The organism is Amycolatopsis albidoflavus, assembly GCF_039525725.1.
GTDB classification, from domain to species: Bacteria; Actinomycetota; Actinomycetes; order Mycobacteriales; family Pseudonocardiaceae; genus Amycolatopsis; species Amycolatopsis albidoflava.
The window spans coordinates 26,501-52,048 of the sequence record NZ_BAAAHV010000003.1 but is presented as its reverse complement, the minus strand read 5'-3'; the positions used below and the strand labels follow the sequence as shown (position 1 = coordinate 52,048).

Below are 25,548 nucleotides of genomic sequence, written 5' to 3'. Positions count from 1 at the left end.
CGCGTGTGCGCGCAAGCGGTCCGGATTGTCCGGGGCTTCCGCCTCGCGCCTTACGATGGTTTCCGGATTCGGCGGGACATCGCGGCGTGAATCAGGCATAAATCGTGCAAGTGGAAAACAAACCAACCCGGATAAGGTCAGCCAAAAGTAGGTTTCTTTGGTTCGAGGGGTTTTTTAGGGTCGTGATACGGGTCGGTACCGCGATTTAGCCGGCTCGGTCCCCGCCTCTCGAGAGGAATTCTCATGCGCTTGCGCAAGCTCGTCGCCGCCGCGGTTCCGCTGCCGGCGTTGCTGTGCCTGTCCGTGGCCGGCGTCGCGAACGCCGACCCGCTGGTCGCCCTTTCCGGCAACGCCGCACCGCTCGCCGCCAGCGCGCGGTCCGGCGATGTCGCCGCTGAGCAGCAGATTCCCGCCGCACTGTCCCTCAAGCTGCACAACCAGCAGGCGCTGGCCCGGTTCCTTTCCGACGTGCAGGACCCGGCCTCGCCGCAGTACCACCGATTCCTCTCTCCGGAGCAATTCACTGCTGCATTCGGCCCAACGCAGGCCGAAGCCGAGCAGGCGGTCAATTTCCTCAAGCGCAGCGGCGCGCAGGGTATTCAGGTTTCCGGAAACCGTCAGGCGATCACCTTCTCGGCGACTGCCGGACAGCTGGAATCCGCCTTCCATACGCGTCTCGGCAATTACACCGACACCGTCACCGGCCGGAAGTTCTACGCGAACGACTCCGCGCCGGAACTGCCCGCGTCGGTGTCCTCTGTGGTCGATTCGGTCGTCGGCCTCGACAACCACGCGGTGAAGCACCACGCGAAGCCGGCGGCAGCGCCGCGCACGGTCAAGCCGGTCACGCCGACCATCCTCAAGACCGCGTACGGCACCAGCGGCATGACCGCCACCGGCGCGGGCGTGAATGTCGGTTTCGTGGAGTTCGACGGCTACAAGAAGTCCGACATCACCGCGTACGACACGAAGTACGGCCTCAAGAGCGGATCGGTCAACACGGTCTCGGTCAGCGGGGCCAACTACGACTCCAGCCCCGGCGACGGCCAGACCGAGGTCGACCTGGACATCGAGGTCGTGCACGCGCTCGCCGCCCCGGCGAACGACTACGTGTACGAGGCCCCGAACTCCAACGCGGGCGAGCTGGCGATGTACCAGAAGATCGCGTCGGACAAGAAGGTCAGCGTCGTCTCGATCTCGTGGGGCTCCTGCGAGGCGGCGGAAGGCTCGGCCGCGGCCAACAGCGTCGACAAGGCGCTCGCGACCGGCACCGCCGAGGGCATCAGCTACTTCGCCGCCGCGGGCGACGACGGCACCACCGACTGCGCCCGCCAGACCGGCAGCAAGTCCCAGGCCGTCGACTTCCCGGCGTCGAGCCCGAACGTCTCCGGCGTCGGCGGCACGCAGCTGACGGTGAACTCGTCGAACGGCTACAGCAGCGAGACGACGTGGAACGACGGCGCCTCGGGCGGAGCAGGCGGCGGTGGCATCTCGACGATCTTCGCCGCGCCGTCGTGGCAGTCGAAGCAGAGCACGACCAAGCGCAAGGTCCCGGACGTCGCTGGTGACGCCGCGCAGGGTTCGGCGTACACGATCATCTCCGGCGGACAGACCGGCAACGTGTGGGGCACCTCGGGCGCGGCCCCGCTGTGGGCGGGCTTCGCGGCGCTGCAGAACGAGGTCCACAAGGGCGGCCTCGGCAACCTGAACGCGAAGTTCTACAGCATCGGCAACGGGTCTTCGTACGGTTCCGGTTTCCACGACGTGACCACCGGCAACAACACCTTCAACGGCACCACCGGCTTCTCCGCCGGCAAGGGCTACGACCAGACGACCGGCTGGGGTTCGTTCAACGGCTCCGGACTGTCCAAACTGATCGGCTGAGCACGGCTGTCGCGAGCGCCTGTCCCGGTCGCCGGGGCAGGCGCTCGCGCGTGTCTTGTGGACTGAAGCGGCTACGGACAATGGCTGATTGACCAAGATCCGGGACGCTGTTTTGATGGCCGGGTGCAGCCTCTCCTGACGCCGAAGCAGCAGGCCCTCGTCGACCGCGCCGGCAAGCTCGCGGACATTTTCGCCGAGCGCGCGGCCGAGCACGACCGGGACAACACGTTCCCGCACCAGAACTACGACGACCTGCGCGAGGCGGGCTTCCTGCGGCTGTCGGTCCCGGAGGAACTCGGCGGCTCCGGAGCCGGGCTGCCGGAAATCCTGCCGGTGCTGGAACGGCTGGCGATGGGCGACGGCGCGACCGCGCTGGCGTTCACGATGCACTTGTCGCCGCTGGGACAGTGGGCGAGCGTCTGGCGGCGCACGAAGGCTCCCCGGCTGGCGCAACTGCTGCGCAAAGCGGTGGACGGCGAACTGGTCTGGGCGTCGATCACCAGCGAAACGGGCCTGCGCAACGACATGACGGACGCGAAGACCCGTGCGGTCCGCGTCGAAGGCGGCTTCGAACTGACCGGCCGCAAGAGCTTCGCGACCAACTCGGCGGTCGCCACGCACTGCTCGACCACCGCCCGCTACGAGGACGCCGACGGCGGCCCGCGGCTGCTGCTGTGCCAGATCGCGCTGGACCAGCCCGGCGTCACGATCCACCAGACGTGGAACACCATGGGCATGCGCGGCACCCAGAGCAACGACGTCGAACTGGACAAGGTGTTCGTCGAGGACGCCGCGGTCGTGCACTCGCTGCCGGTGAAACACCTCGACTCGCGGGTACTGGAAACCGTGTGGGCGTGGGCGATGCCCGCGTTCTCGGCGGTCTACACGGGAGTCGCGGCGGGCGCGCTGGACTGGACCGTGCAGACGCTGATCCAGCGCGGCAAGGCGGAAGACCCGGTGCTGCAGGACGTGATCGGCGAATGCCAGATCCTGCTGGAGAGCTCCCGCGCGCTGATCTACCGCCAGGCCGACGAGGTGACGAGCCGCCGCCTGTTCACCGGGGACATCCAGGACGGCGTGGCCCGCAGCGCGGTGGTGAAGTACACGGCGGCCAACAACGCGGTCCAGGTGATGCAGCGGCTGGTCGACGCGCTGGGCGGCATGTCTTACACGAAGGCGCTGCCGTTCGAGCGCATGTGGCGGGACGTGCAGGCGAGCACGTTCATGCCGATGGGAAACCTGGCGACCCGGAGGCTGGTGGGGGCCAACGTGCTCGGCGTCCGGACGCTGCCGGAGATCGGTCCGGACGAGACCGGGCCGGATTCCCGGGCTAAGGGCTGAACGGGTGAACCCGGCCGGAACCGGGTGAGTTCTCGCTGCTCAGGGGCTATCTTGACCGCTTCGGTCTTGGTGTCCAGGGGAGGGACAGCGAGTGGCGAAGCCGATTATTCGAGAGGGCCCGAACGGTCCGCACATCATCACGCCCAAGAAGGGCGGCGGAGCAAAGGTTTTCGTAGCCGGGGTGGCGGTAGTCGCCGCCGCTGGCGGCGGAACCGCGGCCGGGCTCGGCGGTGCGGCGAGCGTGGAATCCGGGGCAGCGGCCGAAGCCTTGCCTGGAAATCTCGCCGGTGACGTAGCGGATTCCTTGCCCGGCCGCAGTCTTGAGACCCGCAAAGCCGAGGGCAAGAAGTCCGCGAAGCGCGGCCGCAAGGACGAGACCTTCAGCCGCTTCAAGCTCAAACAGCTCAAGCAGGCGGCCAAACACGAGATCGACTGCCTCCTGAACTCCACCGACCGCGTCCGCGACTATCTCGCGGAGCACCGCTGCACCTCATTGGACCGAAACCTCTTCGCCGTCGGCGACGGACACGGCAACGCCGCGGTGATTTCCGTTGCCCGCGTGGGCTTTCCGAAGAAAAGCGACGCCGAGGGCTGCGAAAAGGTCGAAGAGGTGCAGGGCAGCGGGGACATCAAACCCCTGGGCGCTGCCCTGCTCGGCCTCGACGGCGTGAAATTCTCCGGCCACCACTTCCAGTCCCGAGTGGACGGTCGGGCGATGGTGGTCGCCGAAACGGAAACCGTTGCCGGACAGGTAGATTCCGGCACCCTTGACGCCCTTGCCGACGTCTCGGTCTGGTTCCCGAAGCTGTGACTACTTCTTCTCCGAAACGACGGTCTCCGAAGCCTCGGAAGCAGCAGCCTCCGCCGCCTCCTGCTCCGCCAAATCCGCCGCCGCCTGAACCGCCGGGCCGTGCAGCAACCGCGCCACTTCACCGCGCAGCGAAACGAATTCCGCCGATTCCCGCGTAGTGATCTGGTCCCGCTGCGCAGGCAGGTCCACCTTCAAATCCGCCACGATCCGGGCCGGCGACTTCGACAGCACCAGCACCCGGTCGCCCAGGTACACGCTCTCGTCGATGTCGTGCGTCACCAGCAAAACCGTCGTGCCCTGTTCGACCTGGACCCGGCGCAGCAGGTCCTCCAGCTCGAACCGGGTCTGCGCGTCCACCGAAGCGAACGGCTCGTCCATCAGCAGCAGCGCCGGACGGCTCGCCAGCGCGCGGGCGATCGAAACCCGCTGCTGCATGCCGCCGGACAGCTGCCACGGGTACTTGTTCACCGCGGCGGAGAGCCCGACCGCTTCGAGCGCTTCGGCGGCCCGGGCGCGCCGGGTCGCTTTGTCGAGTTTGCTCCAGCGCAGCGGGAATTCCACGTTCTTCGCGACCGACAGCCACGGGAACAGGGAACGGCTGTAGTCCTGGAACACCACGGCGAGATCGTCCGGCACCGAGGTGACGCGGTCGCCGTGCAGGCTCACCGTGCCGCCGGACGGCGGGATCAGGCCGGCGATCGCGCGCAGCAGCGTGGACTTGCCGCAGCCGGACGGGCCGACGATGCACGCCAGCTGCCCGGTCTCGACCGTGAACGACAGTTCGTTGACCGCGACGTGCGCGGATTCGCCGCTGCCGTAGCGGTGGCTGAGGCCGGAGACCTCGAGCATGGTCGACATAACGGGAAAACCTTCCTAGTTCCGGCCGGGCTGCCAGCCGAGCACCCGGCGTTCGATGCCGAGCAGCGCGGCGTTGAACCCGTACCCGAGGATGCCCAGCAGCACGATCCACGCCCACATCTGGTCGAAGTCGTACGAGCGCTGGGCGGCGAGCAGCGCGTAGCCGATGCCGTTGAGCGCCCCCACCAGTTCGGAGATCGCCATCAGGATCAGCGCGATGGAGAGCGACAGCCGCAGCCCGGCGAAGATCTTCGGCAGCGCCGCGGGCAGCACGACCAGCCCGATCCAGTACCGCTTCGGCGTGCGGAACGCGCGCGCCGTCTCCACCTTGACCTTGTCGACCGAGCGGACCCCGTCCACGGTGTTCATCAGGACCGGCCACAGCGAACCGAAAATGATCGTCGCGGTCTGCATGCCAGGGCCGATGCCGAACAGGATGATGAACACCGGCACCAGCGCGGGCGGCGGAATGGCGCGGAAGAACGCGAACAGCGGTCCCACGTAGTCCATTCCGGTGCGCGAGCGGCCCAGCGCGGTGCCGAGCGCGACACCGATCACCACCGACAGCAGCCAGCCGCCGAGGACCCGGCCGAGGCTCGGCAGGATGTGGTCGAACACCGGGTCTCCGAGGAACAGCTGCGAAGCCGGTCCGGAGAGCCACAGTTTCGCCGCCGCGGCGGCGATCTTCGACGGCGGCGGGAAGAACACGCTCTCGCTCAGCCGCGTCGCGATCTCCCACAGCACCACCAGAATCACGAACAGCAGCCACTTGCGGGCGAACCCGCTGATCCCGCGGCTCATCCGGCGCGTCACGGTGGACGGCTTCTCGACCACACTCACGCGGCGGCTCCTTCGACGGCGCTGCTCCAGCGGAACAGCCGGTGGCCCAACCGTTCCAGGCCCTCGTTGACGAGGAAGCCGAGGATCCCGGCGATGACCGTTCCGGCGAGCACCAGGTCCATCCGGCCCGGCCCGGAACTGGCCTCGAGCACGAACTGCCCGATGCCGAGTTTCGCACCGGCCAGGAATTCCGTGCTGATCACCAGGATCAGCGAAATCGCCGCGGACAACCGGATCCCGGTGAACACGAACGGCGCGGCGTGCGGCAGCGCCACCGAGGTCAGCACCCGCGAGCGCGGAGTTCCGTACGTGCGCGCGGTTTCCAGCAGCAGCGGATCGATCTCGGCCAGCGCGTAGATGGTGTTGAAGAGGATCGGCCACACCGCCGCGTACACGGCGAGCGTGATCTTCGCTTCCGGGCCGCCGCCGACGACGATCAGCACCAGAGGAATCAGTGCCACGGAAGGGATCGGGCGGAGGAATTCGACGATCGCCTTGGTCGCGTCGCGCAGCCAGGGGATGCTGCCGAGCAGCAGGCCGGCGGGCACCGCGATGGCGATCGAGATGAGCAGCGCGATCATCCACGCGAGCACCGAGGCGACCACGTCGCGGACGAATTCGACGTCGCCGAGCAGTTCGCCGATCCGGGCGAACACGACGGTCGGCGGGGGAAGGTCGTTCTGGTCGATCAGACCGGCCCGCACGACGGCCTCCCAGATCAGGAGGAAGCCGAGCAGGCCGGTCAGGTTCCGGACGAGGCGCACGTCAGGACGCGTTCGCCTGCGGGACGATCATCGACTGCACGTCGATCTTCGACTGGATGGAACCGAACTGCTGCAGCAGGTCCGGCACGCGCTGGATGCGCCGCGCGTCCAAAGTGGACTGGAAGGTGAGCAGCGTGGTGAGCTTCGCGGTCGCCTCGTCCACCTTCGAGAACTGGATCATCAGCGGCTCGATCTTGGAGCGGTCGGACGCTTCCTTGGTGGCCTTGAGCATCGCGCGCTGGAACGCGGCGACGGTCTTCGGGTTGGCGTCGGTGAACTTGCCGAGCGAGCCGTAGCCCGCGGTCGGGAAGTCCTTCGTGCCGCCGGAAGCGGTGTCGATGACCTCGACCGTCCCGTTGACCTTCGCCGACTGCGTGATGAACGGCTCGGTGAGGAAGCCCGCGTCGATGTCTCCGCGCTTCACCGCGGGGCCGATGTCCGGGAACCGCAGCGAGACCCACTTGACGTCGTTGAAGTTCACGCCGTTGTCGCGCATGACCGACTTGGTCAGGGTGTCGCAAATCGTGTTGGTGGCGGTGATCCCGATCTTCTTGCCCGCCAGGTCGTGCACGTTCTTGATGTTGCTGTTCGGCATCGCCACGACCTCGGTGCTCTTCGGGCCGGCCGAGGAGGCGTCGGCGACGAGCTTGATGTCCGCGGCGCCCTTGCTCTTGGCGATGAAGAACGGCGTGTAGCTCGCGTAGGCGATGTCGACCTCGCCCGCCTGCAGCTTCTGCAGCGAGGCGTCGCCGCTGGCGGCGTCGACGGCTTCGACCTCGAGTCCCTCGTTCTTGAAGTAGCCGTTCTGTACCGCGAGGTGGAAGGGCACCACGTCGATCGTCGGCATGATCGAGACCTTGATCTTGGCCTTCTCGACCCCGGAGCCGCCCTTCGAGCTGCCCGAATCGTCCGATCCGCCCAGCAGGCCGCATCCACTGGCAGTCAAGGCCACGCCGCCCGCCATCGCGAGCGACAGGAACCCGCGCCTGCCGTAATCGCGCCGGCTGCTCACCGCTTCTTCAAACAAGGTCGCTCCTAGCAAATGGGCCCGCGTCTGGCATGGACGCGGGGGGAAGGTGGCTCATTGTCCGGAGTCACGCGGCTACTGTAGAGAACCAGGACGATCACTCACAATGGGTGTTCATATACGATTCAGAAGTGGCACTGGTCACTCGATCAGGTGATCGAATCCGCTGGTATGCCGGGGTATGTGAACGACCCGTGGGTGCCCGAAGGGCCTTGATCCGCTGCCTGGGTGCTCTCCGGGCAACTTCTGGAGGGTTACAAATCGGCCAGGCGTTCGCTACCCTCTGCTCCTGCAGTGTGAGGTGTGGACCACCGATGTAGTGAGAGCAGGACATGCGAAAAGGCTCTCCGCACACGCCGGCGACAAGTCGGCGGAGGGTGGCCTCGGCCGAACGGACCAAGAGATCGACCACGTGCGGGGACCGAACGTCATGCCAGACCTGAACCGATTCCGCGCCCGAGGCGACGGGCAGCCGCAGCGGGAAGTCGATCTTTTCACTCGAAAGGGTGTAACAGTCCGGGGCGCGGTCCAGACCACTCAGGTGGCGGATTACCTGCCGGGAGCGTGCGCGTAGTGGCCACGAGCACGGCAGGTTCGGAATCAACGGGCCCCTCGGGCCCGGACGGTGGTGCGGCGGTGCCGAACGAAGACACCGCGGGGGCAGGGGAGGCCTCCGCTCAGGAGAACGCGGGGACCGCGCAGCAGCGGTCCTGGCTCGCGCTCGGCAACTGGCGGCTGAGGTCGAAGCTCGCGCTCATTCTCCTCATTCCCACGATCACCGCGCTGGTCCTCGGTGTCCTGCGCGTGGTCGACGACGTGCGGTCGGCGATCGAGCTCAACCACACCGCCAACCAGGTCGCCTTCGCCGAGAAGGTCACCGCGGTGGTGCACGACCTGCAGCGCGAGCGCGCGCTGGCCGTGGTCCGGATCTCGTCGGCCGACCCGCTGCGCCAGACCGGCCTCGACGCGCAGATGGCGAAGGTCGACCGCGACGTCGACGACCTGCGCAACGCCGCGGTCAACCTCGAGAGCGACGACCAGGCGGCCAGCGACCGCTACGCGCACGGCCTCCAGCGCCTCGACGCGCTGCGCCCGCTGCGCGCGGCGATGACCACGTCGGCCTACTCCGACCGCGCGGTGCTCGACACTTACTCCTCGGTCCTCGACTCGCTGATCCAGCTCGGCCGCGAGGTCTCCACCGCGACCACCGACCGCGACCTGCTCCGCCTCGGCACGAGCACCCAGTCGATCAGCGAGGCGAAGGAGTTCATCCTCCGCGGCGACTCCGCGCTGCAGATCGCCGCGTTCCGCGACAACTTCCCCGGCAACCTGATCGACGAGACCCGGGCCGCCGAGGCCAGCGGCGACGCGTCGATCACCGCCTTCCTGGCCAACGCCACCGGCGACCAGGTCCAGCTCTACAACGACACCTACTCCGGACCCGAGGTCGACGAGCGTCGGCGTTTGCAGACGCAGGCCTTCTCCTTCGCCCAAGGCGGCCAGCCGCTCAACCTCGACGGCACCAAGCTCGGCCAGGACTCCACCGTCGCCGCCGACAAGCTGCGCGCGGTCGAGGTCAACCTGCTGACCCAGCTGCGCGCACAGGCCGACGAACTGGCCAGCAACGCGGTGCGGTCCGCCTGGGTCGGCGGGGTCATCGTCATCGCCGCGCTGGTCGCCGCGCTGATGCTGATGCTCGTCATCGCCCGCCTGATGCTGCGCCCGCTGCGGGTGCTGCGGAAGACCGCGCTGGACGTCGCCTACACCCGGCTGCCGGAAACCGTGCAGGCCATCCTGGACGACCCGGACCCGGTCAACGCCTCGAAGAAGGCGGTCGACCCGGTCCCGGTCCTCACTCGCGACGAGATCGGCGAAGTGGCGCGCTCGTTCGACGTGGTGCACGAGCAGGCGGTCAAGATGGCCGCCGAACAGGCACTGCTGCGCGAGAACGTCAACGGCATCTTCGTGAACCTCTCCCGGCGGTCGCAGCGGCTGGTGGAACGCCAGCTCGGCGTGATCGACCGGCTCGAGGCCGACGAGCAGGACCCGGACCATCTCGCGAGCCTGTTCGAGCTCGACCACCTGGCGACCCGGTTGCGCCGCAACGGCGAATCGCTGCTGGTGCTTTCGGGCGCGGGCCTCGCGAAGTCGGTGCCGAAGCCGGTGCCCGCGGCCGACGTGATCGGCGCGGCGGTGTCGGAGATCGAGCAGTACGCCCGCATCGAGATCGGCATCGTGCCCGAGGTGGCGGTGCAGGGCCTCGCGATCCACGACCTCGTGCACGTGCTCGCGGAACTGCTCGACAACGCGACGTACTTCTCCGAACCGGAAACCAAGATCACCGTCCGCGCGGTCATCACGCGCAAGAAGGCGCTGGCGATCCAGGTCACCGACCACGGCGTCGGGATGACCGAGGAGCGGCTCGCCGAGGTCAACGAGCGCCTCGCCGACCCGCCGGACCTGGACGTCTCGGTGACCCGGCGGATGGGCCTGTACGTGGTCGCCCGGCTGGCCCAGCGGCACGGCATCGAGGTGCGGCTGCGCGAGAACGAGGACATCGAGGGCGGCGTGATCGCCCGCGTCGTGGTCCCGGTCGAGCTGCTCACCCAGGTCCGGATGGTTTCGCCGACGATGCGGAACACCCCGCCGCCGCCGAACCGCAACGAGGTTTCGCACCCGAGCCTGCCGCCGCTGAACCGCGAGCCGGAACCGCCGAACCCGCTTCCGCTCGCGCCGCCGCCCGCGGCCGCCGAGCTGACCGAGGCGATGGGCTCGGCAGGCGGAGCGTCGGAGAACGGCGGGCTCGTTCCGCTCGACCAGCCGATCAGCCTCGACGACCTCGTCGCGGGCAACCGCGCGGCCGGTCCGTTCCTCAGCCCGGCGACGCCTGCCTCGGAAACGCCCGCGTGGCCGACCGCGGAGGACCTCGCGCCGCTCACTCGCGAGTCGTACGGCGAGGGCGCGAGCCTGGCCCAAACCGAATTCCCGCCGCTGGTGCTGCCGAAGCGGGAACCGAAGTACGTCGCGCCGGAAGCGCCGAAGGAGCAGCCCGCCGCCGAGCCGGACGGTTCCGCCGCGCTCGAGGACGACGTGCCCACCCGGCGGCTGCCGATCTACCAGTCGGTGCTGTCGCGCTGGTTCAGCGAGGGCGAGGACGGCGAGAACGGCGCGGCGACGCCCCAAACCGCGACGCCGGAACCGGAAGCCGCCGAGGCCTCCGCGGTCCAGGAGACCCCCGCGGCTCCGGCCGAACCGGAGGAGACGAGAACAGCCGCCGAGCCCGAGCGGCGGTCCGCGCCCGCGGCGCTCGAATCGACGCCGCTCTACCCCGGCTCCGACGAGCCGGAGGACGACAGCTGGCACAGCGTCTCCGACGAGGGCTGGCACGCGGCGCAGTCGCTGCTCGAGTCCAAGAACGAGGAGATGACGTCCGCCGGGCTGCCCAAGCGCGTGCCCAACGCGTACCTGGTCCCCGGCTCGATCGGCAACGCGCCGGAACCGGCGCAGGCGCAGAACTCGTTCACCGACGCGACCGCCGGAATGCCCGGAACGGGTGCGATGACCCGCTCGGCGACGGCTGCCCGCAGCCGGATGGCAAGCTTCCAGCGTGGGTACAAGTCCGGTAGGCACGCACTGAAGGAGCGGCCGCCGGACGCCCGGCTCGACGACGACGGGGTTCGCGTCACCGGGGCCGGGTATGTGAGCGACAGCAGTGAGGAGCGAGAGTGACACGGGCGGGAGTGCAGCCGGGAGGCGGCTCGGTGCAGCCGAACGGCAGGCAGGCCGGCGGCAGCGCGGCGAGCAGCTTCGCGTGGCTGATCACGGACTTCGTCCACCGGGTGCCCGGTGCGGCGCACGCGGTGGTCGTCTCGGCCGACGGTCTGCTGCTCGCGTCTTCGCGCGGGCTGCCGAAGGACCGGGCGGACCAGTTGGCAGCCGTTGCCTCGGGGCTGACCAGCCTCGCGCGCGGGGCGGCGAAGGTGTTCGAGGGCGGCCCGGTCGCGCAGACCGTGGTCGAGATGGCGAACGGATTTCTCTTCCTGATGTCGGTGTCCGACGGCTCGTGCCTCGCGGTGCTGGGCTCGCCGGAGAGCGACATCGGCTTGGTGGTGTACGAGATGACTCTGCTGGTCGAACGGGTCGGCCAGCAGCTGACACCGGAGATGCGGGCACAACTGCAGGGCGCTGCGGTCCGTCGCTAGGCGGACCTAGGACTACAGGAGTAAACCGTGGACGACGGGCGCTTGCGCGGCGACGGCCGGCTCGGTGACGAGCACACCGGGGGCTGGGGCGATCGGGACCAGAGCCGGGAGGACTGGAAGTCCTTCCGGGACCGGGTCGACCGCGAATGGCGTTCGAGGGACGTCCAAGCCGCGGATTCCGAGCCGGTGCGCGAACCGCCGAACTGGCTGACCGATTCCAACGCCGGCCAGCAGCCGGGCATCACCGCGGTGCCCGGGTACCGCGAGCGGCTGCTCGGCGGGCCCGGCTCGGAGCTGTTCGGCGGGGCGAGCGGACCGCTGTACGACTCGGCCGAGTTCGCCGCGTTCAGCGCCGAACGAGACGGGTCGCCGGGACCGTCTTCGAACGAGCTGGCCGCCGCGCTGCCGATGCAGGCGGCCGGCGAATACGCGGACGAGCCCGCCGAGGTGGAGACCTCCGGGCTGGTCCGGCCTTACTTCCGCACCCGAGGGCGCACGAAGCCGACCTACGACCTCGCGATCGAGGCCCTGGTCTCGACGAGCGAGCAGGGCCGGGTGCTTGACCGCGTCCGCGTGCCGGAGCACCGGTCCATCTGCGACCTGTGCCTCGACACCCGGTCGGTCGCCGAGGTGGCCGCGCTGCTGCGGCTGCCGCTCGGCGTGGTGCGAGTGCTGATTGGTGACGTGGCGGGCCTCGGCCTGGTGCTCGTGCACACGAGCAGCAGCACGAATTCGGGCGACCGCCCCAGTATCGAGTTCATGGAAAGGGTGCTCAGTGGGCTTCGGAGAATTTGACTCCGACGCGAACACACCGCATACGGGTCCGACCTCGTCGGCCAAGATCGTGGTCGCGGGTGGGTTCGGTTCGGGCAAGACGACTATGGTCGGGGCGATCTCCGAGATCGACCCGCTGACCACCGAGGCCATGATGACCGAGGCCAGCGTGGGCCACGACGACGTGTCGGCGACGCCGAACAAGTCGACGACCACGGTGGCGATGGACTTCGGCCGGATCTCGCTCGACTCCGACCTGGTGCTGTACGTGTTCGGCACGCCGGGCCAGCACCGGTTCTGGTTCATGTGGGACGACCTCGCCGTCGGCGCGATCGGTGCGGTGGTGCTCGTGGACACGCGGCGGCTCGCGGACGCGTTCCCGTCGATCGACTTCTTCGAGAACCGGAAGCTGCCTTACGTCGTGGCGATCAACTGCTTCGACCGGCTGCTGCACCACCAGATCGAGGACGTGCGGCACGCGCTCACCATCTCGCCGTCGGTGCCGATCATGGCGTGCGACGCGCGGGAGCGGGAGTCGGCGAAGCAGGTGCTGATCTCCGTCGTGCAGCACGCGATCGCGCACGACACGGCTTTGCGGGCGGGCTAGTCCCGTCCGCGGTCCCCGCCGCCGTCTGCGAAGGAGGCGTTCGCCGACTCCCAGATTCCCGTTACACCCCGGCTCGGGTGCGGCCGTTGGAGTGAACTCCGCGCGCTTCACCCGCTTCGGGGAGTGGTGCCTCCGAGCGGGGCGGGCTGAGTAGTCCTGTCCCCTCGCGGCCGAGGCCGGCCGCCCCTGATCGGGGAGCCGGACCGGCGGTGACCTGCACGGACATCCCGCTGCGCACGGTGGCCGCCGCCACCACCGAGTGACCCGCGAATGCGTGGTTGTGCATGCGTTCGCGCGACGTTACATCCGGCAGACACGTACCGTGCCCGGGCACACGCTCGACACGACCGGGTGCGTGAATACGCTGGAACGACGACTTCACCGCGGCCGGGCGAGGATGGCCGGCAGACGGCGAACGGGCGTCCGGCAGCGTTCGAGGAGCTTGGAGGGGCAGTGACCGATTCCGACCGGCCAGCGGACCAGGGCACGTTCAGCTGGCTGATCTCGGATTTCGTGCGCCGGGTCCCGGGTGCGGCGCACGCGGTGCTGGTGTCGGCGGACGGACTGATGCTCGCGCCTTCGGAAGGCTTGCCGCAGGAGCGCGCCGAGCAGCTCTCGGCGGTGGCGTCCGGGCTGATCAGCCTGACCCAGGGCGCGGCGCGGTGCTTCGAGGCGGGCGGCGTGAACCAGACCGTGGTCGAGATGGAACGCGGGTACCTGTTCCTGATGTCGGTCTCGGACGGGTCTTGTCTCGCGGTGCTCGCCGCGCCGACGTGCGACATCGGGACGGTGGCGTACGAGATGACGCTGCTGGTCGAGCGGGTCGGCGAGCAGATCACGCCGGAGCTGCGCGCGCAGCTGCAAGGCGGCGGGGTGCTGGGGTAGCCGATGAAGATCTCGGGATTCGGAGACCAGGACACGGGCGCCTGGGACGCCCTCCACAAAGGCACGGAACGGGAGTCGTTCGACTCGCCGAGCCGGTACGAGCTGAGTTCGCTGAGCATGCGGTTGCCGCATCGGCAGCCGCGGCCTTCACCGCCGCCTCCGCCGCCTGCTGCCCGGCGTCCGGAGCCCGCGCCTCGGCCTGCTCCGGCACCTGCTCCGCGTCCGGTGCAGCAGGCTGTTGCCCCGCCTCCTCCGGTTGAGGAGGAAAACTGGGACGACGGCTACGAATGGGTCGAAGACGGCGAATCCGGTTACTGGGAAGAGCCTCAGCAGACCCAGCGCTGGGAAGAGCCGCCGCCCCCTCCGCCCCCGCCTGGCCGCCCCGCCGCGCACGACCCGTACTCATTCGACGAGTACGCCGGTTCGCCCGGAGCGGACGACCGCGTGGTGCCGGAAGGCTCGGCGTACCAGCGTCAGCACGTCGAGCAAGCCACTCGGAGCAGGCACGCGCTGGTCGAAGAGCCCGAGGACCGGTACCCCGACCCCGGCCCGGCCTCCGGAGTGTCCGAATTGGACCGATTCTGGTCCAACGAGGAGCCCGCACAGCCGGAACCGCCTGCGCAGCCGACGAAATCGCGTGTGCGGCCGTATGCGCGGACTCGCGGCCGGACTCGTTCGGACCACAACCTCGCGCTCGAGGCGTTGGTCTCCACGAGCGACGAGGGCCGCCGCTATCGCGGGGTGCGCTCGATCGAGCACCGGCGGATCTGCGATCTGTGCTTGGACACCCGGTCGGTCGCTGAGATCGCGGCGCATCTGCATCTGCCGCTCGGCGTGGTGAAGGTACTGGTGGGCGACATGGCCGACATCGGTCTCGTGATGCTGCACCAGACCGATCTGGTGCTGGGGGACCGGTCGTCGAGGGAGTTCATGGAACGGGTGCTGCAGGGGCTCCGCAACCTCTGACTTTGCCTCGCCCGGCTCTCTCGCACGCGGAGCGTGCAGTTCGCCCTCCTTGCCTCGCTTGCTGCACCCTGCTCTGCTTCGCGCCGCGCTCGCCTTGACTCGCCCTGCTCTGTTCCGCCCCGCGTTCGCCCGCCCCGCCCGTTCCGCCCCGCCCCGCCCGTTCCGCCCCGCCCGCGCGATTCCGGTGCCCTAGACCGAAACCGCCCCAACGCCACATTGGGTGCGTGGGATGCACCGAACGCCACATTGGGTGCGTGGGATGCTCCCGAAGACGTCCGTGAGGGGAACCCTGAGGGAATCAGATTCCCTCAGGGTTCCCCTCACGGACATTTGCTTCGCGCACCGCGGACCTTTGCGGGACAGGCAAGCCGCGCGGACCAGCATCGCGGTAGCGGGTCCTGCGCAGCTCCTGCTGAGAAGACCGGATCAGGGCGACGTCAGTCCTCGACCAGCGCCGCGGAAGTGATGCGGTGCAACGGATACCGCTCATGGTTCGCACCCTCCAGCACCCCGCCGCCGACCCGCAGCGGGCGCACTACGCGCTGGCTCGCCGTACCGCGCGAATCGACGAAACCGATCCACACCTCGCGCTGCTCGAGCGTCGCACGTGACAGCAGATCCAACGTCGCTGTCGTGTCCGCACCGCCGCCACCGGGCGCGCGCACCGTGGAACCCCGGCGCCGCGCCGAAGCCTGGTCTCCCGCGCGCAGATTCGACACGATCCGCGTCGCCTGGTCGTCGGTCAGCACCGCCTGTTCGCCCGGACGCGCGCGAGCCGCGCGGGCGCGGGCGGGCAGCCGACGTCCGGTGGGGCGCAGGTCGACCACCCGGCCGTCCGGGCCTTCCGCCGCAGGAGCGAAACCCGCGCCGCGCAAGGCTTCCAGTACCTCGGCCAGCGGTGCGGAGCTGATCAGCACCGTCGGCGCGATCAGGCGCAGGTCATATTCCGTGGCCACCGGGTGAGCCAGCACTTCGGCGAGCAGGGCCTCGTCGTCGCAGCGCAGGAATGATCCCGCGGTGCCGCCGCGCAACCGGCCGTGGCGGCGGGCGACGTCGTCGATCAAATACGTGAGGCCTTGCGGCACCGGAGTCGCCGACTTATTGCGGAACATCGCGTGCAGTTCGTCCGCGGTCCGTCCGGTGTCGAGCGCGCGCCGCACCGATGGCTCGGTGACGCGGTAAACCGTTGCATGGCCAGCGGATTCGACGTCCGCGACCGCAGCCATGTCCGCCGCCAGTTCCGGCTCCAGCGGGCCCGGCGCGACCACGGTCAGGTCGGCTTGCACCAGCACGTGGTCAACCGGCGCGGGCAGCGCGTCGTGCATCGCTTCGACCGCGCCAGGGCGGTCGTCTTCCAGCAGCAGCCGGGTGGCGGTGGTGAGCGCGCCGAGGCCGACGAGGCCCAGCGCGGTCGCCTCGGCCATCGTCCAGCGGACGGTTTCGTCGCGCAGCCGGCCACCTCGTCGAGGCGCGCGCCAGGCAAGGACGGCGACCAGTTCGTCAATGCTTTTCACGCCTGCGCCTGGGTTTAGCGCCGCCAAAGCGCTGAGCACGCGATGCCGCGAAACCGGCGCGAGCGGTCGTCGCAGTTCCTCGGACAACGGCGCGATCGGCTTGTCTTTCGCGTCGCGGCCACCGGCGAGACCGGGCAGCCGCGGCAGCTCCAGCCACGCCTGCGCGAGCGTCATCCACCGCTGCACCGAGGGCGACGCGAGCCAGCTGTCGGTGAGCATGGTGGGCACGTACTCCGGAGCGGTGTTTTCGCTGTCCGCGACGAGTCCCGCGCCGACGACCAGCTCGACGAGCAGCGTCGCACGGGTTTCGTCGACTTCAAGATCCTTGGCGACCTTCTTCAGCTCGCGGACTCCGAGCCCGCCCGCTTTGAGCACTGGCGGCGGCGAATCCGACCACATCCGCAGCAGAGATTCCGTCTGCCGCAACAACTCCATCGCTTCGCCGGCCGCCGTCTGGTCCACCGTGTCCGTCCGATGTGGATTGACGGGCAGCTCCGGCTCGACCAGGGTGTCCGGCTCGAACGCGTGGCCGCCGCGCAGCAGGAGGCCGAGTTCGCGGGGAAGTTCGACGGTCTGGTCGTCCCGGCGCAGCAGCAGGCCGCGGGCGAGGAGTTTCTGCACCGGGGTGGCCGCGTCGGACAGGCTGACGTCGAAGCTCGCGTCGCGGGTGCGGCCGATCGGCGGCCCGGCGGCCAGCGCGGTGAGCACGGCCCGCTCGTCCTCGCCGACCTCCGCGAGCCGCGCGTCGATGTCGGTGGCGGCCAGCGCGGGCGACGGCGCGCCGAGCCCGGCCGGGAACGGACCGAGCGCGTCGCGGGCCGCGGGCGGCACCCGCAGCTCGTCGTCGGTGCCCCAGACGAGCGCCCGGGCACGCAGCCGCGCGAGCGGTTCGCTGACGTCGCGGCCGATCAGCGCCGTCACCGCGGACACCGGCGTCGGCTCGACGTCGGCGCCGGCGACCAGGAGCGCGTCGATCACCGCGAGGGTGAACGTGTCGAGGTCTTCGCAGGCGCGAGCGACCGACCCCGGCGTGCCCGCGCGGGTGGCGAGCACGGTGGTGTCGGACGGAGGAGGGGTGGACAGATCGCGACGCGTGCGCAGCAGTTCGGCGAGTGCGTCGTCGGACACCGCACGCAGCCAGTCCGCCAGGGAGGTCGCGGGCATAGACACCCAGGATACCGGGCGGGTGCGCGCGCACGAGACGTGTTCGGGCAGACTGTGGTCGAGTTTGCCGGACGAGGGCCTCGGAGGAAGCAGTGGCGAAGGGCGACAAGCAGAGCAAGGGCATCGACCCGACGTGGCCGGGCGAGCCGGGAGAGCACCCGGTCACCGAGCTGTCCTCGGACCGGCAGGGAGCGCTTTCGCCGTTCGGCGACCTGACCTTCCCGCTCGAGCAGGTGCCCTACGTGCACCCGGAGACCGAGATCAACCGCTGACCTGCGGACCGCGTCCGGGAACGCCGCGAGCAGCGGCGGCCCGGGCGTGAAGTTACTGGTCAGTCACCCGGTTGGGGTGTGGTGGCGCGGGTCACCGGACTAGATTCGAGCCGTCCTAACCCACTCCACCAGCGGGGAGTACGTGTCATGCCGGTTCCCGGTCCCGGGTATTCGATCACCGTCCGGGTCGAGGCCCCGGCCTCGTCCACGGCCGCGGGCGATCTCACCACCGCGGTCGGCCGCGTCGGCGGCGTGCTGACGGCGTTCGACGTCGTCGAATCGCACGCGGACACGATCGTGATCGACATCAGTGCCAACGCGCTGTCGGAAAACCACGCGCAGGACATCACCGCGGCGCTCGATTCGCTGCCGGGCGTGCGCGTGCGCAAGGTCTCGGACCGGACGTTCCTGATCCACCTCGGCGGCAAGATCGAGGTCAGCCCCAAGGTCGCGCTCCGCAACCGTGACGACCTCTCCCGCGCGTACACCCCGGGCGTCGCCCGCGTGTGCCAGGCGATCGCCGCGAACCCCGAGGACGCGCGCCGGCTGACCATCAAGCGCAACACCGTCGCGGTGCTCACCGACGGGTCCGCCGTGCTCGGCCTCGGCAACATCGGCCCGGCCGCCGCGCTGCCGGTGATGGAGGGCAAGGCGGCGCTGTTCAAGAAGTTCGCCGACGTCGACGCGTGGCCGGTCTGCCTGGACACCCAGGACACCGAAGAGATCATCATGATCGCCAAGGCGCTCGCACCGGTGTACGCGGGCATCAACCTCGAGGACATCGCCGCGCCGCGCTGCTTCGAGATCGAGAAGCGGCTGCGCGAGCAGTTGGACATCCCGGTCTTCCACGACGACCAGCACGGCACCGCGATCGTCGTGGTCGCCGCCCTGCGCAACGCGCTGCGCGTGGTCGGGAAGAACATCGAGGACTGCAAGATCGTGGTCAGCGGCGTCGGCGCGGCGGGTTCGGCGATCATCCGCCTGCTGCTGCGCAAGAACCCGGGCGACATCGTGGCCGCCGACATCGACGGCATCGTCTACCCCGAGCGCGGCAACCTCGACGACAACCTGACCTGGATCGCCGAGCACACGAACAAGGACCGCAAGTCCGGCACCCTGCACGACGCGCTGGTCGGCGCGGACGTCTTCGTCGGCGTCTCGGCCCCGAACCTCTTCGGCGCGGAGCAGGTCGCCACGATGAACGACGACGCGGTCGTCTTCGCGCTGGCCAACCCGGACCCGGAGATCGACCCGCTGGAGGCGCAGAAGCACGCCGCCGTCGTCGCCACCGGCCGCAGCGACTTCCCGAACCAGATCAACAACGTGCTGGCGTTCCCCGGCGTCTTCCGCGGCCTGCTCGACGCCGCCGCGCACAACATCGACGACAACATGCTGCTGGCCGCCTCCGACGCGATCGCCGACGTGGTGGACAACGGCAAGCTCAACGCGTCGTTCATCGTGCCGAGCGTGTTCGACAGCGCGGTGGCCCCTGCGGTGGCGGAAGCGGTGCGCAACGCCGTCCGCGCCGAACGCGCCAGCTGACCCAGCCTCGTTCCGTCCGTGAAGGGCTCCTTGAGGGAATCAGATTCCCTCAAGGAGCCCTTCACGGACTTTGGGCGAAGTTGCGCAGTAGCCTCGCGGACGTGAGTGAACTCAGCCATGTCGACGAGTCCGGCGCTGCCCGGATGGTCGACGTTTCCGGCAAGACGGCGTCCGCGCGCACCGCGCTCGCCGGCGGGACCGTCCACACCACGGCGGAGGTCGTCGGCCTGCTTTCGGCCAACGGCCTTCCCAAGGGCGACGCGCTGGCGACCGCGCGGATCGCCGGGATCATGGGCGCCAAGCGGGTGCCCGAGCTGATCCCGTTGTGCCACCAGATCGCGCTGTCCGGGGTCAAGGTGGAGTTCGAATTGGACGGCGCCGCGGTCCACATCAGCGCGACGGCCAAGACCAAGGACGTCACCGGCGTCGAGATGGAGGCGCTCACCGCCGTCGCGGTCGCCGGGCTGACGCTGCACGACATGATCAAGGCTGTCGACCCGGCCGCGACGCTCGACAACGTGCGGCTGCTGCGCAAGGACGGCGGCAAGACCGGAACCTGGGAGCGGCCATGAGCACCGCGCGCGTCATCGTCGCGTCCAACCGCGCCGCCCGAGGCGTCTACGAGGACAAGACCGGCCCGGTGCTCGTCGCCTGGCTGGCCGGCCGCGGCTACGACGTGCCGCCGCCGGTCGTCGTCGAGGACGGCGACCCGGTGGGCGTCGCGCTGCGGGCCGCGGTGGCCGACGGCGTCCAGGTGATCCTCACGACCGGCGGCACCGGCATCTCACCGACCGACCGGACCCCGGACGTCACCCGCGGCGTGCTGGATTACGAGCTGCCCGGCGTCGCGGACGCGATCCGCGCGGCCGGGCTGCCGAAGGTGCCCACCGCGGTGCTCTCGCGCGGCGTGGCCGGCGTCGCGGGCCGAACCCTCGTCGTGAACCTTCCGGGGTCGAGCGGCGGCGTGAAGGACGGTCTGCGGGTCCTGGAGGACATCCTCGACCACGCGGTGGACCAGCTCGCCGGCGGCGACCATCCGCGCGAGACGGCGAAGGCCGGCCCCGCGGTCCGGATCCTGCGGGCGGACGTGAGCGACCAGCCGCTGTCGGTCGAGGAGCACGCGCAACTGGTGGAGGACGACGCGGCGGGCGCGGTGGTCACGTTCTCCGGCGTGGTCCGCGACCACGACGGCGGCAAGGGCGTGCGCGATCTGACCTACGAGGGCCACCCGACGGCGGGCGAGGTGCTCGCCGAGGTGGTCAACGACCTCGCGGCGCGCTGGAAGGGCGTGCGGGCGGTGGCGGTGAGCCATCGCGTCGGCGCGCTGGCGATCGGCGACGTCGCGCTCGCCTGCGCGGTCGCCGCCGAGCACCGCGGCCAGGCGTTCACCGCGTGCGCGGAACTGGTGGACGAGGTGAAGGCGCGGCTTCCGGTGTGGAAGCACCAGCACTTCACCGACGGCACCGACGAATGGGTCAACTCGCCTTGACCCCTTCGTGAGTGGCGAAGCCGGTTCTAACCGGCAGGAACACTCACGAGCCCGGACATGACGAAGGGCCCCACCGCCAGGGGATTTGACGCGGTGGGGCCCTTCGGACGTTCTGTCACAGCAGTCGCTGCGCCGGAACCAGCCTCACGAGGAGGCCAGGGTTCACTTGGTGGCGAGCTTCTGGCCGACCACGATGAAGTTCGCGTTCGACACGTACTGCTTGTTCAGGTCCTGCAGCTTCTGGTAGCCGCCCTGGACGCCGTGCTCCTTGGCGATCTTCGAGAGCGTGTCGCCAGCCTTGACGGTGTAGTCACCGTTCGGGTTGGAGTTCGCCACCAGCGCGGCGACCGGCTCGGCAACCTTCTTCGGGGCAACGCTCTTCGGAGCCGCCTTCTTGGTGGCGGTGCTCTTCTTCGGGGTCGCCTTGTGCGCGGAGGCCGAGCTGCCGGCCTTCTTGCTGCACACCGGCCACGCGCCGGGGCCCTGGCCCTGCATCACGCGCTCGGCGACAGCGATCTGCTGGTCGCGCGACGCGCCCTGCGGGCTGCCGGTGCCGCCGTAGGCCTTCCACGTGCTCTGGGTGAACTGGAGACCACCGTAGTAGCCGTTTCCGGTGTTGGTGTTCCAGTTGCCGCCGCTCTCGCACTGCGCGATGGCGTCCCAGTTGGTCGCCGACGCGGGGGTCGCGGCGATCGCGAGAGGGGCGCCGACCGCGATACCCGCGACTGCGACACGGGCGATGGTGCGGGTGGCAGCGGACATCTTGCGGTGCTTGCCTCGGTACGACATTTGAGAACTTCTCGATTCCTGCGCCTACGAGCTTGCTGCTGCGGGTCGGGTTGGGAGCCCGTCCGCCCGTTGCCGGGCGGCTGACGCGGACGTCGCACGACGCGCCGTCTTCGTCCCCTCGTCTCTGTCCGGAAATGCTTTCGCTCGGGGTATGGGTCCGGGGATCCGTTGGACAGAGCTGGGCGCTACGGATTCCCGGTGTTGCTTGGTCGGTCGGGGCCAACCGAAAAGCGACGGTACGTAATTCCGAGCGTGATCGGAAATCATTCGAGGTGTGACCTACGTCACAGTAACGGCATGCAACCTCGCTCGATCCGCCTGTTTTCGCAGTTCAGAGCGCCGTTATCTGGCCGTTTTCTTGCCGAGATATTTCACGGATCGTGAGGCTTGGGTCACGTCGATAACGCGTCAAGGGGCCATTCGCAGCAGATAAGTGCGGGCACTCTAAACCACTCGTCAACCGTCGGCCACTGCCCGCCGAGTGGTTCTTTGAGCTGCGCAAATACGCCGTGAGCGAAACACTTCGGAGCGTAGGGATAAAGCGTGCCGACCGCTCAGCGCGCCAGTGCCGCCATTCACCGTGGTTCGGACCAATCGGCCGGGAACGGCGGCTCCGCCGGTCAGTGCGGCGCTCAGCCGGGTGCACGGGGGCTTTCCGGGAGTTCACCCGCCGGCGAACGGCGGGAGGACGTCCAGGTGGGAGCCGTCACCGAGCGCACGGCCGCGATCGCGGACCGCCACCTCGTTGACCAGGAAGCTCGCCGCGTCGAGAACGCGGGAAAGTTGCCCGGGGTGCAGCTCGCGCAGCGCCTGGACGGCGTCCGCCACCGTCGCGCCCGCCGCCAGCTCCACCTTCTCCTCTTCGGTGCCCGCCGCGGCCCGCGCCGAGGCGAAGTACCGGACGACGACCGTCACCGGGGAAGGGGACAGAGAAGGAGAGGTCATGGGCTCAGCCGCCGATCGCGCTCATCGGCCGGATCGGCTGCGCGAAACCGGCCTCGTTGATCTCGTGGCCCGCGAGCTTGCGCCACATCGTGTCGCGCCACGCGTCCGCCACCTCTTCATCGCGCGCGCCCGCGCGCACGAGGGAACGCAGGTCCGTCTCGTCGTTCGAGAACAGGCAGGAGCGGACGGCTCCGTCGGCGGTCAGCCGGGTGCGCTCGCAGGCGGAGCAGAACGGCCTGGTCACCGACGCGATCACGCCCACGTCGCCGGGGCCGCCGTCAACCAGCCAGCGCTCAGCGGGCGCACCGCCGCGGGGAGCGGGGAACGGGCTGAGGGTGAAAGCCTCGCCGAGCATCGCGAGGATCTCCTCGGCGGTGATCATGTCGCGGCGGTTCCAGCCGTGCTGCGCGTCGAGCGGCATCTGCTCGATGAACCGCAGGTGGTAGCCCTCTTCGAGGCAGAACTTCAGCAGCGGGACCGCTTCGTGCTCGTTGTACCCGCGCATCAGCACCGAGTTGATCTTCACCGGCGACAGCCCGGCGTCGCGGGCGGCGGCGAGGCCGGCCAGCACGTGCGGCAGCCGGTCGCGGCGGGTCAGCTCGGCGAAGCGCTCGCGGTCGATGGTGTCCAGCGACACGTTGATCCGGTCGAGCCCGGCCGAGACGAGGCCGGGGGCGCGCTTGGCCAGCCCGATCCCGTTGGTGGTCATGGAGACCCGGGGGCGCGGTTCGAGCGCGGTGATCCGCTCGACGATCTGCTCCAGGCCCGGGCGCAGCAGCGGTTCGCCGCCGGTGAGCCGGATGTCGGTGACGCCGAGCATCTCCACCGCGATCCGCATGAGCCGGACCAGTTCGTCGTCGGAGAGCACCTGGTCGGCGGGCATCCAGTCGAGACCCTCGGCGGGCATGCAGTACGTGCAGCGGAGATTGCACCGGTCGGTGAGCGAGACCCGCAGGTCGGTCGCGACACGGCCGAAGGAATCGACGAGACCGGGGTGCTCGGGCCGGGGCGTGCCGGACGGGCCTCGGTTGCCGGGGACGCGAGGAAACCCGAGATGTACTGCTGTCATTACTCTCAGGATAGCTTGCGGCGTCGGAAAAGGCAGTCTTGCGAAAAACCTGGAAACCACCCTCGGTTCCGATGTGGAGGCACTCGGTGAGCACCGGCGAGACGAATAGTGAGCTGACTCACTTCGCGGCGCGGGCGGCGAGACTGCGCACGCACACCGTCCTCCGGCACGCGCGCGACGCCGCTCTCGAAGGGCTCTCGGCGACCGAGCTGCAGGCTCTCGAACTCGCCGGGCAGGCCGCGGATTTCCTTACCCCAGGCCGAATCGGGCAGCTCACCGGCTTGTCGACGGGTGCGGTGACCGGCGTGCTGGACCGGCTGGAGAAGGCCGGACTGGTGCTGCGCGAACGCGACCGGGCCGATCGCCGGAAGGTGCTCGTGACGATCACCGGGGCCGGTCGCGAACGGCTCGACGCGATCTCCGGGCGGGAGCTGGCGCGGCTTGCCGAGGTGCTCGCGGAGTTCACTTCCGCAGAACGGAAAGTCCTCGGGCGTTATCAGTTCGCAATGCTCGAAGCGTTACGCGAAAATGCGCATCCCGCATAGCTTTTCCGCATCTGCGGGGATAATGTTCCGGCCATGCCGCAATTTCGGTTGTCCGAGGCCGCTCGGCTGCTCGGCGTAAGCGACGACACCGTCCGCCGGTGGGTCCGCGCGGGTCAGCTGACCGCGACGGACGACGCCGCGGGCCGCAAGGTCGTCGACGGCGCTCAGCTCGCCGGGTTCGCCCGCGCGCAAGCGTCCGAACCGGACGACCCGTCGGCGGTCGGCCGCTCCGCCCGCAACCGCTTCGTCGGGCTCGTCACCGAGGTCGTCGCCGACAAGGTGATGGCGCAGGTCGAACTGCAGTGCGGGGCGCACCGAGTGGTGTCACTGATGAGCACCGAGGCGGTCCGCGAACTCGGGCTGCGCCCGGGCGTGCTCGCGGTCGCCGTGGTCAAGGCGACCACCGTCGTGGTGGAAACCCCGGAAGGATCCAGATGAAGAAGCTCGCTCTCGCCGTCGCCGGAACCGCGGCGATCGCGTTGTTCGCCGGCGCCTGCAGCTCCGGCGACCAGCCCAGCTCCAGCCAGGGTGCGGGTTCCGCGTCCGCCCCCGCTCCGGGAGGCGGCACGCTGACCGTGTTCGCCGCGGCCTCGCTCACCGAATCCTTCAACGTGCTGGGCAAGCAGTTCGAGGCCGCGCACCCGGGCGTCAAGGTCACCTTCGACTACGAGGGTTCCTCCGCGCTCGTGCAGAAGCTGGACAACGGGGCCAAGGCCGACGTGTTCGCCTCGGCGGACCAGAAGAACATGGACAAGGCCGTGCAGGACGGCGTGATCGACGGCCAGCCGACGGTGTTCGCCACCAACAAGCTCGCGATCGCCGTGGCCAAGGGGAATCCGAAGGGCATCAAGACCTTCGCCGACCTGACCAAGCCCGGCCTGAACGTGGTGGTGTGCGCGCAGCAGGTGCCGTGCGGCGCGGCCACGCGGAAGGTCGAGCAGAGCACCGGCAAGTCGCTCAAGCCGGTGAGCGAGGAGACGAACGTCAAGCAGGTGCTGGCCAAGGTCCAGTCGGGCGACGCCGACGCGGGCCTGGTGTACGTCACCGACGCGACGTCGGCCGCCGGCAAGGTGGACAAGGTCGACTTCCCGGAGTCCTCGGGCGCGGTGAACCAGTACCCGATCGCGGTGGTCAAGAACGCCCCGCAGGCGGCGCTGGCGAAGCAGTTCAACGACTTCATCCTTGGCGCCGAGGGCAAGGCCGAACTGGCCAAGATCGGGTTCGGCCCTGGCAAGTAAGGCGGGCGCGGCGGCCGAGACC

24 protein-coding genes are annotated in these 25,548 nt (G+C 69.4%); 16 read left to right on the top strand and 8 right to left on the bottom strand.

Translation table 11 applies throughout. The features are described from left to right. Positions 1-243: 243 nt before the first annotated feature. From ABD156_RS01215 to ABD156_RS01205, 3 genes are all read left to right on the top strand, one after another. Positions 244-1,884, top strand: coding sequence for a S53 family peptidase (locus ABD156_RS01215; protein ID WP_344264916.1), 1,641 nt, complete (start codon positions 244-246; stop codon positions 1,882-1,884). Between the two features lie 123 nt (positions 1,885-2,007). Then, positions 2,008-3,225 carry an acyl-CoA dehydrogenase family protein gene (locus ABD156_RS01210; protein WP_344264913.1) on the top strand — a complete coding sequence of 406 codons (1,218 nt, stop codon included), beginning with the start codon at positions 2,008-2,010 and terminating at the stop codon, positions 3,223-3,225. 91 nt (positions 3,226-3,316) lie between these two features. Continuing rightward, positions 3,317-4,036 (top strand): hypothetical protein, encoded by a 720-nt coding sequence (locus tag ABD156_RS01205; RefSeq protein ID WP_344264910.1) that lies wholly within the window; start codon positions 3,317-3,319, stop codon positions 4,034-4,036. Here ABD156_RS01205 and ABD156_RS01200 read toward each other — a convergent pair whose 3' ends face one another. From ABD156_RS01200 to ABD156_RS01185, 4 genes are read right to left on the bottom strand one after another with little or no spacing between them, the layout of a single operon-like run. After that, entirely contained in the window at positions 4,037-4,894 is an 858-nt protein-coding gene (locus tag ABD156_RS01200; protein WP_344264907.1) for an ABC transporter ATP-binding protein, read from the bottom strand. It lies immediately after the preceding gene. A 15-nt stretch (positions 4,895-4,909) separates the two neighbouring features. Next, entirely contained in the window at positions 4,910-5,734 is an 825-nt protein-coding gene (locus ABD156_RS01195) for an ABC transporter permease (RefSeq protein ID WP_377926679.1), read from the bottom strand. Then, a complete protein-coding gene (locus ABD156_RS01190) occupies positions 5,731-6,498 on the bottom strand; it encodes an ABC transporter permease (protein WP_344264904.1) in 768 nt (255 codons plus the stop codon). The genes ABD156_RS01195 and ABD156_RS01190 overlap by 4 nt, the downstream gene beginning before the upstream one ends. Position 6,499: 1 nt before the next feature. Beyond that, positions 6,500-7,462, bottom strand: a complete 963-nt coding sequence (locus ABD156_RS01185) for an ABC transporter substrate-binding protein (RefSeq protein WP_344266653.1) — start codon at positions 7,460-7,462, stop codon at positions 6,500-6,502. Positions 7,463-8,161: 699 nt separating this feature from the next. Between ABD156_RS01185 and ABD156_RS01180 the strand changes: the two genes are divergently transcribed. The 6 genes from ABD156_RS01180 to ABD156_RS01155 all read left to right on the top strand — a co-directional run bounded on the left by ABD156_RS01180 (position 8,162) and on the right by ABD156_RS01155 (position 14,959). After that, positions 8,162-11,254 (top strand): sensor histidine kinase, encoded by a 3,093-nt coding sequence (locus ABD156_RS01180; protein ID WP_344264901.1) that lies wholly within the window; start codon positions 8,162-8,164, stop codon positions 11,252-11,254. After that, positions 11,251-11,727: a roadblock/LC7 domain-containing protein gene (locus ABD156_RS01175; RefSeq protein WP_369871052.1), complete on the top strand. Its 477-nt coding sequence runs from the start codon at positions 11,251-11,253 to the stop codon at positions 11,725-11,727. The genes ABD156_RS01180 and ABD156_RS01175 overlap by 4 nt, the downstream gene beginning before the upstream one ends. A gap of 27 nt (positions 11,728-11,754) precedes the next feature. Further along, positions 11,755-12,522, top strand: a complete 768-nt coding sequence (locus ABD156_RS01170; RefSeq protein ID WP_344264898.1) for a DUF742 domain-containing protein — start codon at positions 11,755-11,757, stop codon at positions 12,520-12,522. After that, entirely contained in the window at positions 12,503-13,108 is a 606-nt protein-coding gene (locus ABD156_RS01165; RefSeq protein WP_116204130.1) for a GTP-binding protein, read from the top strand. Before ABD156_RS01170 ends, ABD156_RS01165 begins: the two co-directional genes overlap by 20 nt. 453 nt (positions 13,109-13,561) lie before the next feature. After that, the gene (locus tag ABD156_RS01160) at positions 13,562-13,993 is read left to right on the top strand and encodes a roadblock/LC7 domain-containing protein (protein ID WP_009083953.1); all 432 of its coding nucleotides are present in this window, start codon (positions 13,562-13,564) and stop codon (positions 13,991-13,993) included. A 3-nt stretch (positions 13,994-13,996) separates the two neighbouring features. After that, positions 13,997-14,959 carry a DUF742 domain-containing protein gene (locus tag ABD156_RS01155; protein ID WP_344264888.1) on the top strand — a complete coding sequence of 321 codons (963 nt, stop codon included), beginning with the start codon at positions 13,997-13,999 and terminating at the stop codon, positions 14,957-14,959. Between the two features lie 437 nt (positions 14,960-15,396). Here the strand turns inward: ABD156_RS01155 and ABD156_RS01150 are convergent, their stop codons facing one another. Further along, positions 15,397-17,637 carry a helicase-associated domain-containing protein gene (locus ABD156_RS01150; RefSeq protein ID WP_344264885.1) on the bottom strand — a complete coding sequence of 747 codons (2,241 nt, stop codon included), beginning with the start codon at positions 17,635-17,637 and terminating at the stop codon, positions 15,397-15,399. Positions 17,638-17,729: 92 nt separating this feature from the next. Between ABD156_RS01150 and ABD156_RS01145 the strand changes: the two genes are divergently transcribed. The 4 genes from ABD156_RS01145 to ABD156_RS01130 all read left to right on the top strand — a co-directional run bounded on the left by ABD156_RS01145 (position 17,730) and on the right by ABD156_RS01130 (position 20,940). Further along, the gene (locus tag ABD156_RS01145; RefSeq protein WP_037361511.1) at positions 17,730-17,909 is read left to right on the top strand and encodes a hypothetical protein; all 180 of its coding nucleotides are present in this window, start codon (positions 17,730-17,732) and stop codon (positions 17,907-17,909) included. Positions 17,910-18,056: 147 nt separating this feature from the next. Beyond that, entirely contained in the window at positions 18,057-19,451 is a 1,395-nt protein-coding gene (locus ABD156_RS01140; RefSeq protein ID WP_344264875.1) for an NAD-dependent malic enzyme, read from the top strand. Positions 19,452-19,552: 101 nt separating this feature from the next. Continuing rightward, positions 19,553-20,023 (top strand): cyclic pyranopterin monophosphate synthase MoaC, encoded by a 471-nt coding sequence (gene moaC, locus ABD156_RS01135; RefSeq protein ID WP_116203502.1) that lies wholly within the window; start codon positions 19,553-19,555, stop codon positions 20,021-20,023. Next, positions 20,020-20,940 carry a molybdenum cofactor biosynthesis protein MoaE gene (locus tag ABD156_RS01130; protein ID WP_344264866.1) on the top strand — a complete coding sequence of 307 codons (921 nt, stop codon included), beginning with the start codon at positions 20,020-20,022 and terminating at the stop codon, positions 20,938-20,940. Before moaC ends, ABD156_RS01130 begins: the two co-directional genes overlap by 4 nt. A gap of 162 nt (positions 20,941-21,102) precedes the next feature. Here the strand turns inward: ABD156_RS01130 and ABD156_RS01125 are convergent, their stop codons facing one another. The 3 genes from ABD156_RS01125 to moaA all read right to left on the bottom strand — a co-directional run bounded on the left by ABD156_RS01125 (position 21,103) and on the right by moaA (position 23,743). After that, positions 21,103-21,729, bottom strand: coding sequence for a transglycosylase family protein (locus ABD156_RS01125; RefSeq protein ID WP_344264864.1), 627 nt, complete (start codon positions 21,727-21,729; stop codon positions 21,103-21,105). A gap of 663 nt (positions 21,730-22,392) precedes the next feature. Further along, positions 22,393-22,674: a MoaD/ThiS family protein gene (locus ABD156_RS01120; RefSeq protein ID WP_344264861.1), complete on the bottom strand. Its 282-nt coding sequence runs from the start codon at positions 22,672-22,674 to the stop codon at positions 22,393-22,395. 4 nt (positions 22,675-22,678) lie between these two features. Beyond that, positions 22,679-23,743, bottom strand: a complete 1,065-nt coding sequence (moaA, locus tag ABD156_RS01115) for a GTP 3',8-cyclase MoaA (RefSeq protein ID WP_344264858.1) — start codon at positions 23,741-23,743, stop codon at positions 22,679-22,681. Between the two features lie 86 nt (positions 23,744-23,829). Here moaA and ABD156_RS01110 point away from each other — a divergent pair, with 86 nt between their 5' ends. Genes ABD156_RS01110 through modA form a run of 3 tightly spaced genes read left to right on the top strand, consistent with a single transcriptional unit; the run spans position 23,830 to position 25,526 of the window. Further along, complete coding sequence (locus tag ABD156_RS01110) at positions 23,830-24,288, top strand: MarR family winged helix-turn-helix transcriptional regulator (protein ID WP_344264855.1); 459 nt, start codon at positions 23,830-23,832, stop codon at positions 24,286-24,288. 33 nt (positions 24,289-24,321) lie between these two features. After that, positions 24,322-24,726, top strand: coding sequence for a TOBE domain-containing protein (locus ABD156_RS01105; protein WP_009083933.1), 405 nt, complete (start codon positions 24,322-24,324; stop codon positions 24,724-24,726). Then, positions 24,723-25,526 carry a molybdate ABC transporter substrate-binding protein gene (modA, locus tag ABD156_RS01100; protein ID WP_344264842.1) on the top strand — a complete coding sequence of 268 codons (804 nt, stop codon included), beginning with the start codon at positions 24,723-24,725 and terminating at the stop codon, positions 25,524-25,526. Before ABD156_RS01105 ends, modA begins: the two co-directional genes overlap by 4 nt. The last annotated feature ends 22 nt before the right edge of the window (positions 25,527-25,548 follow it).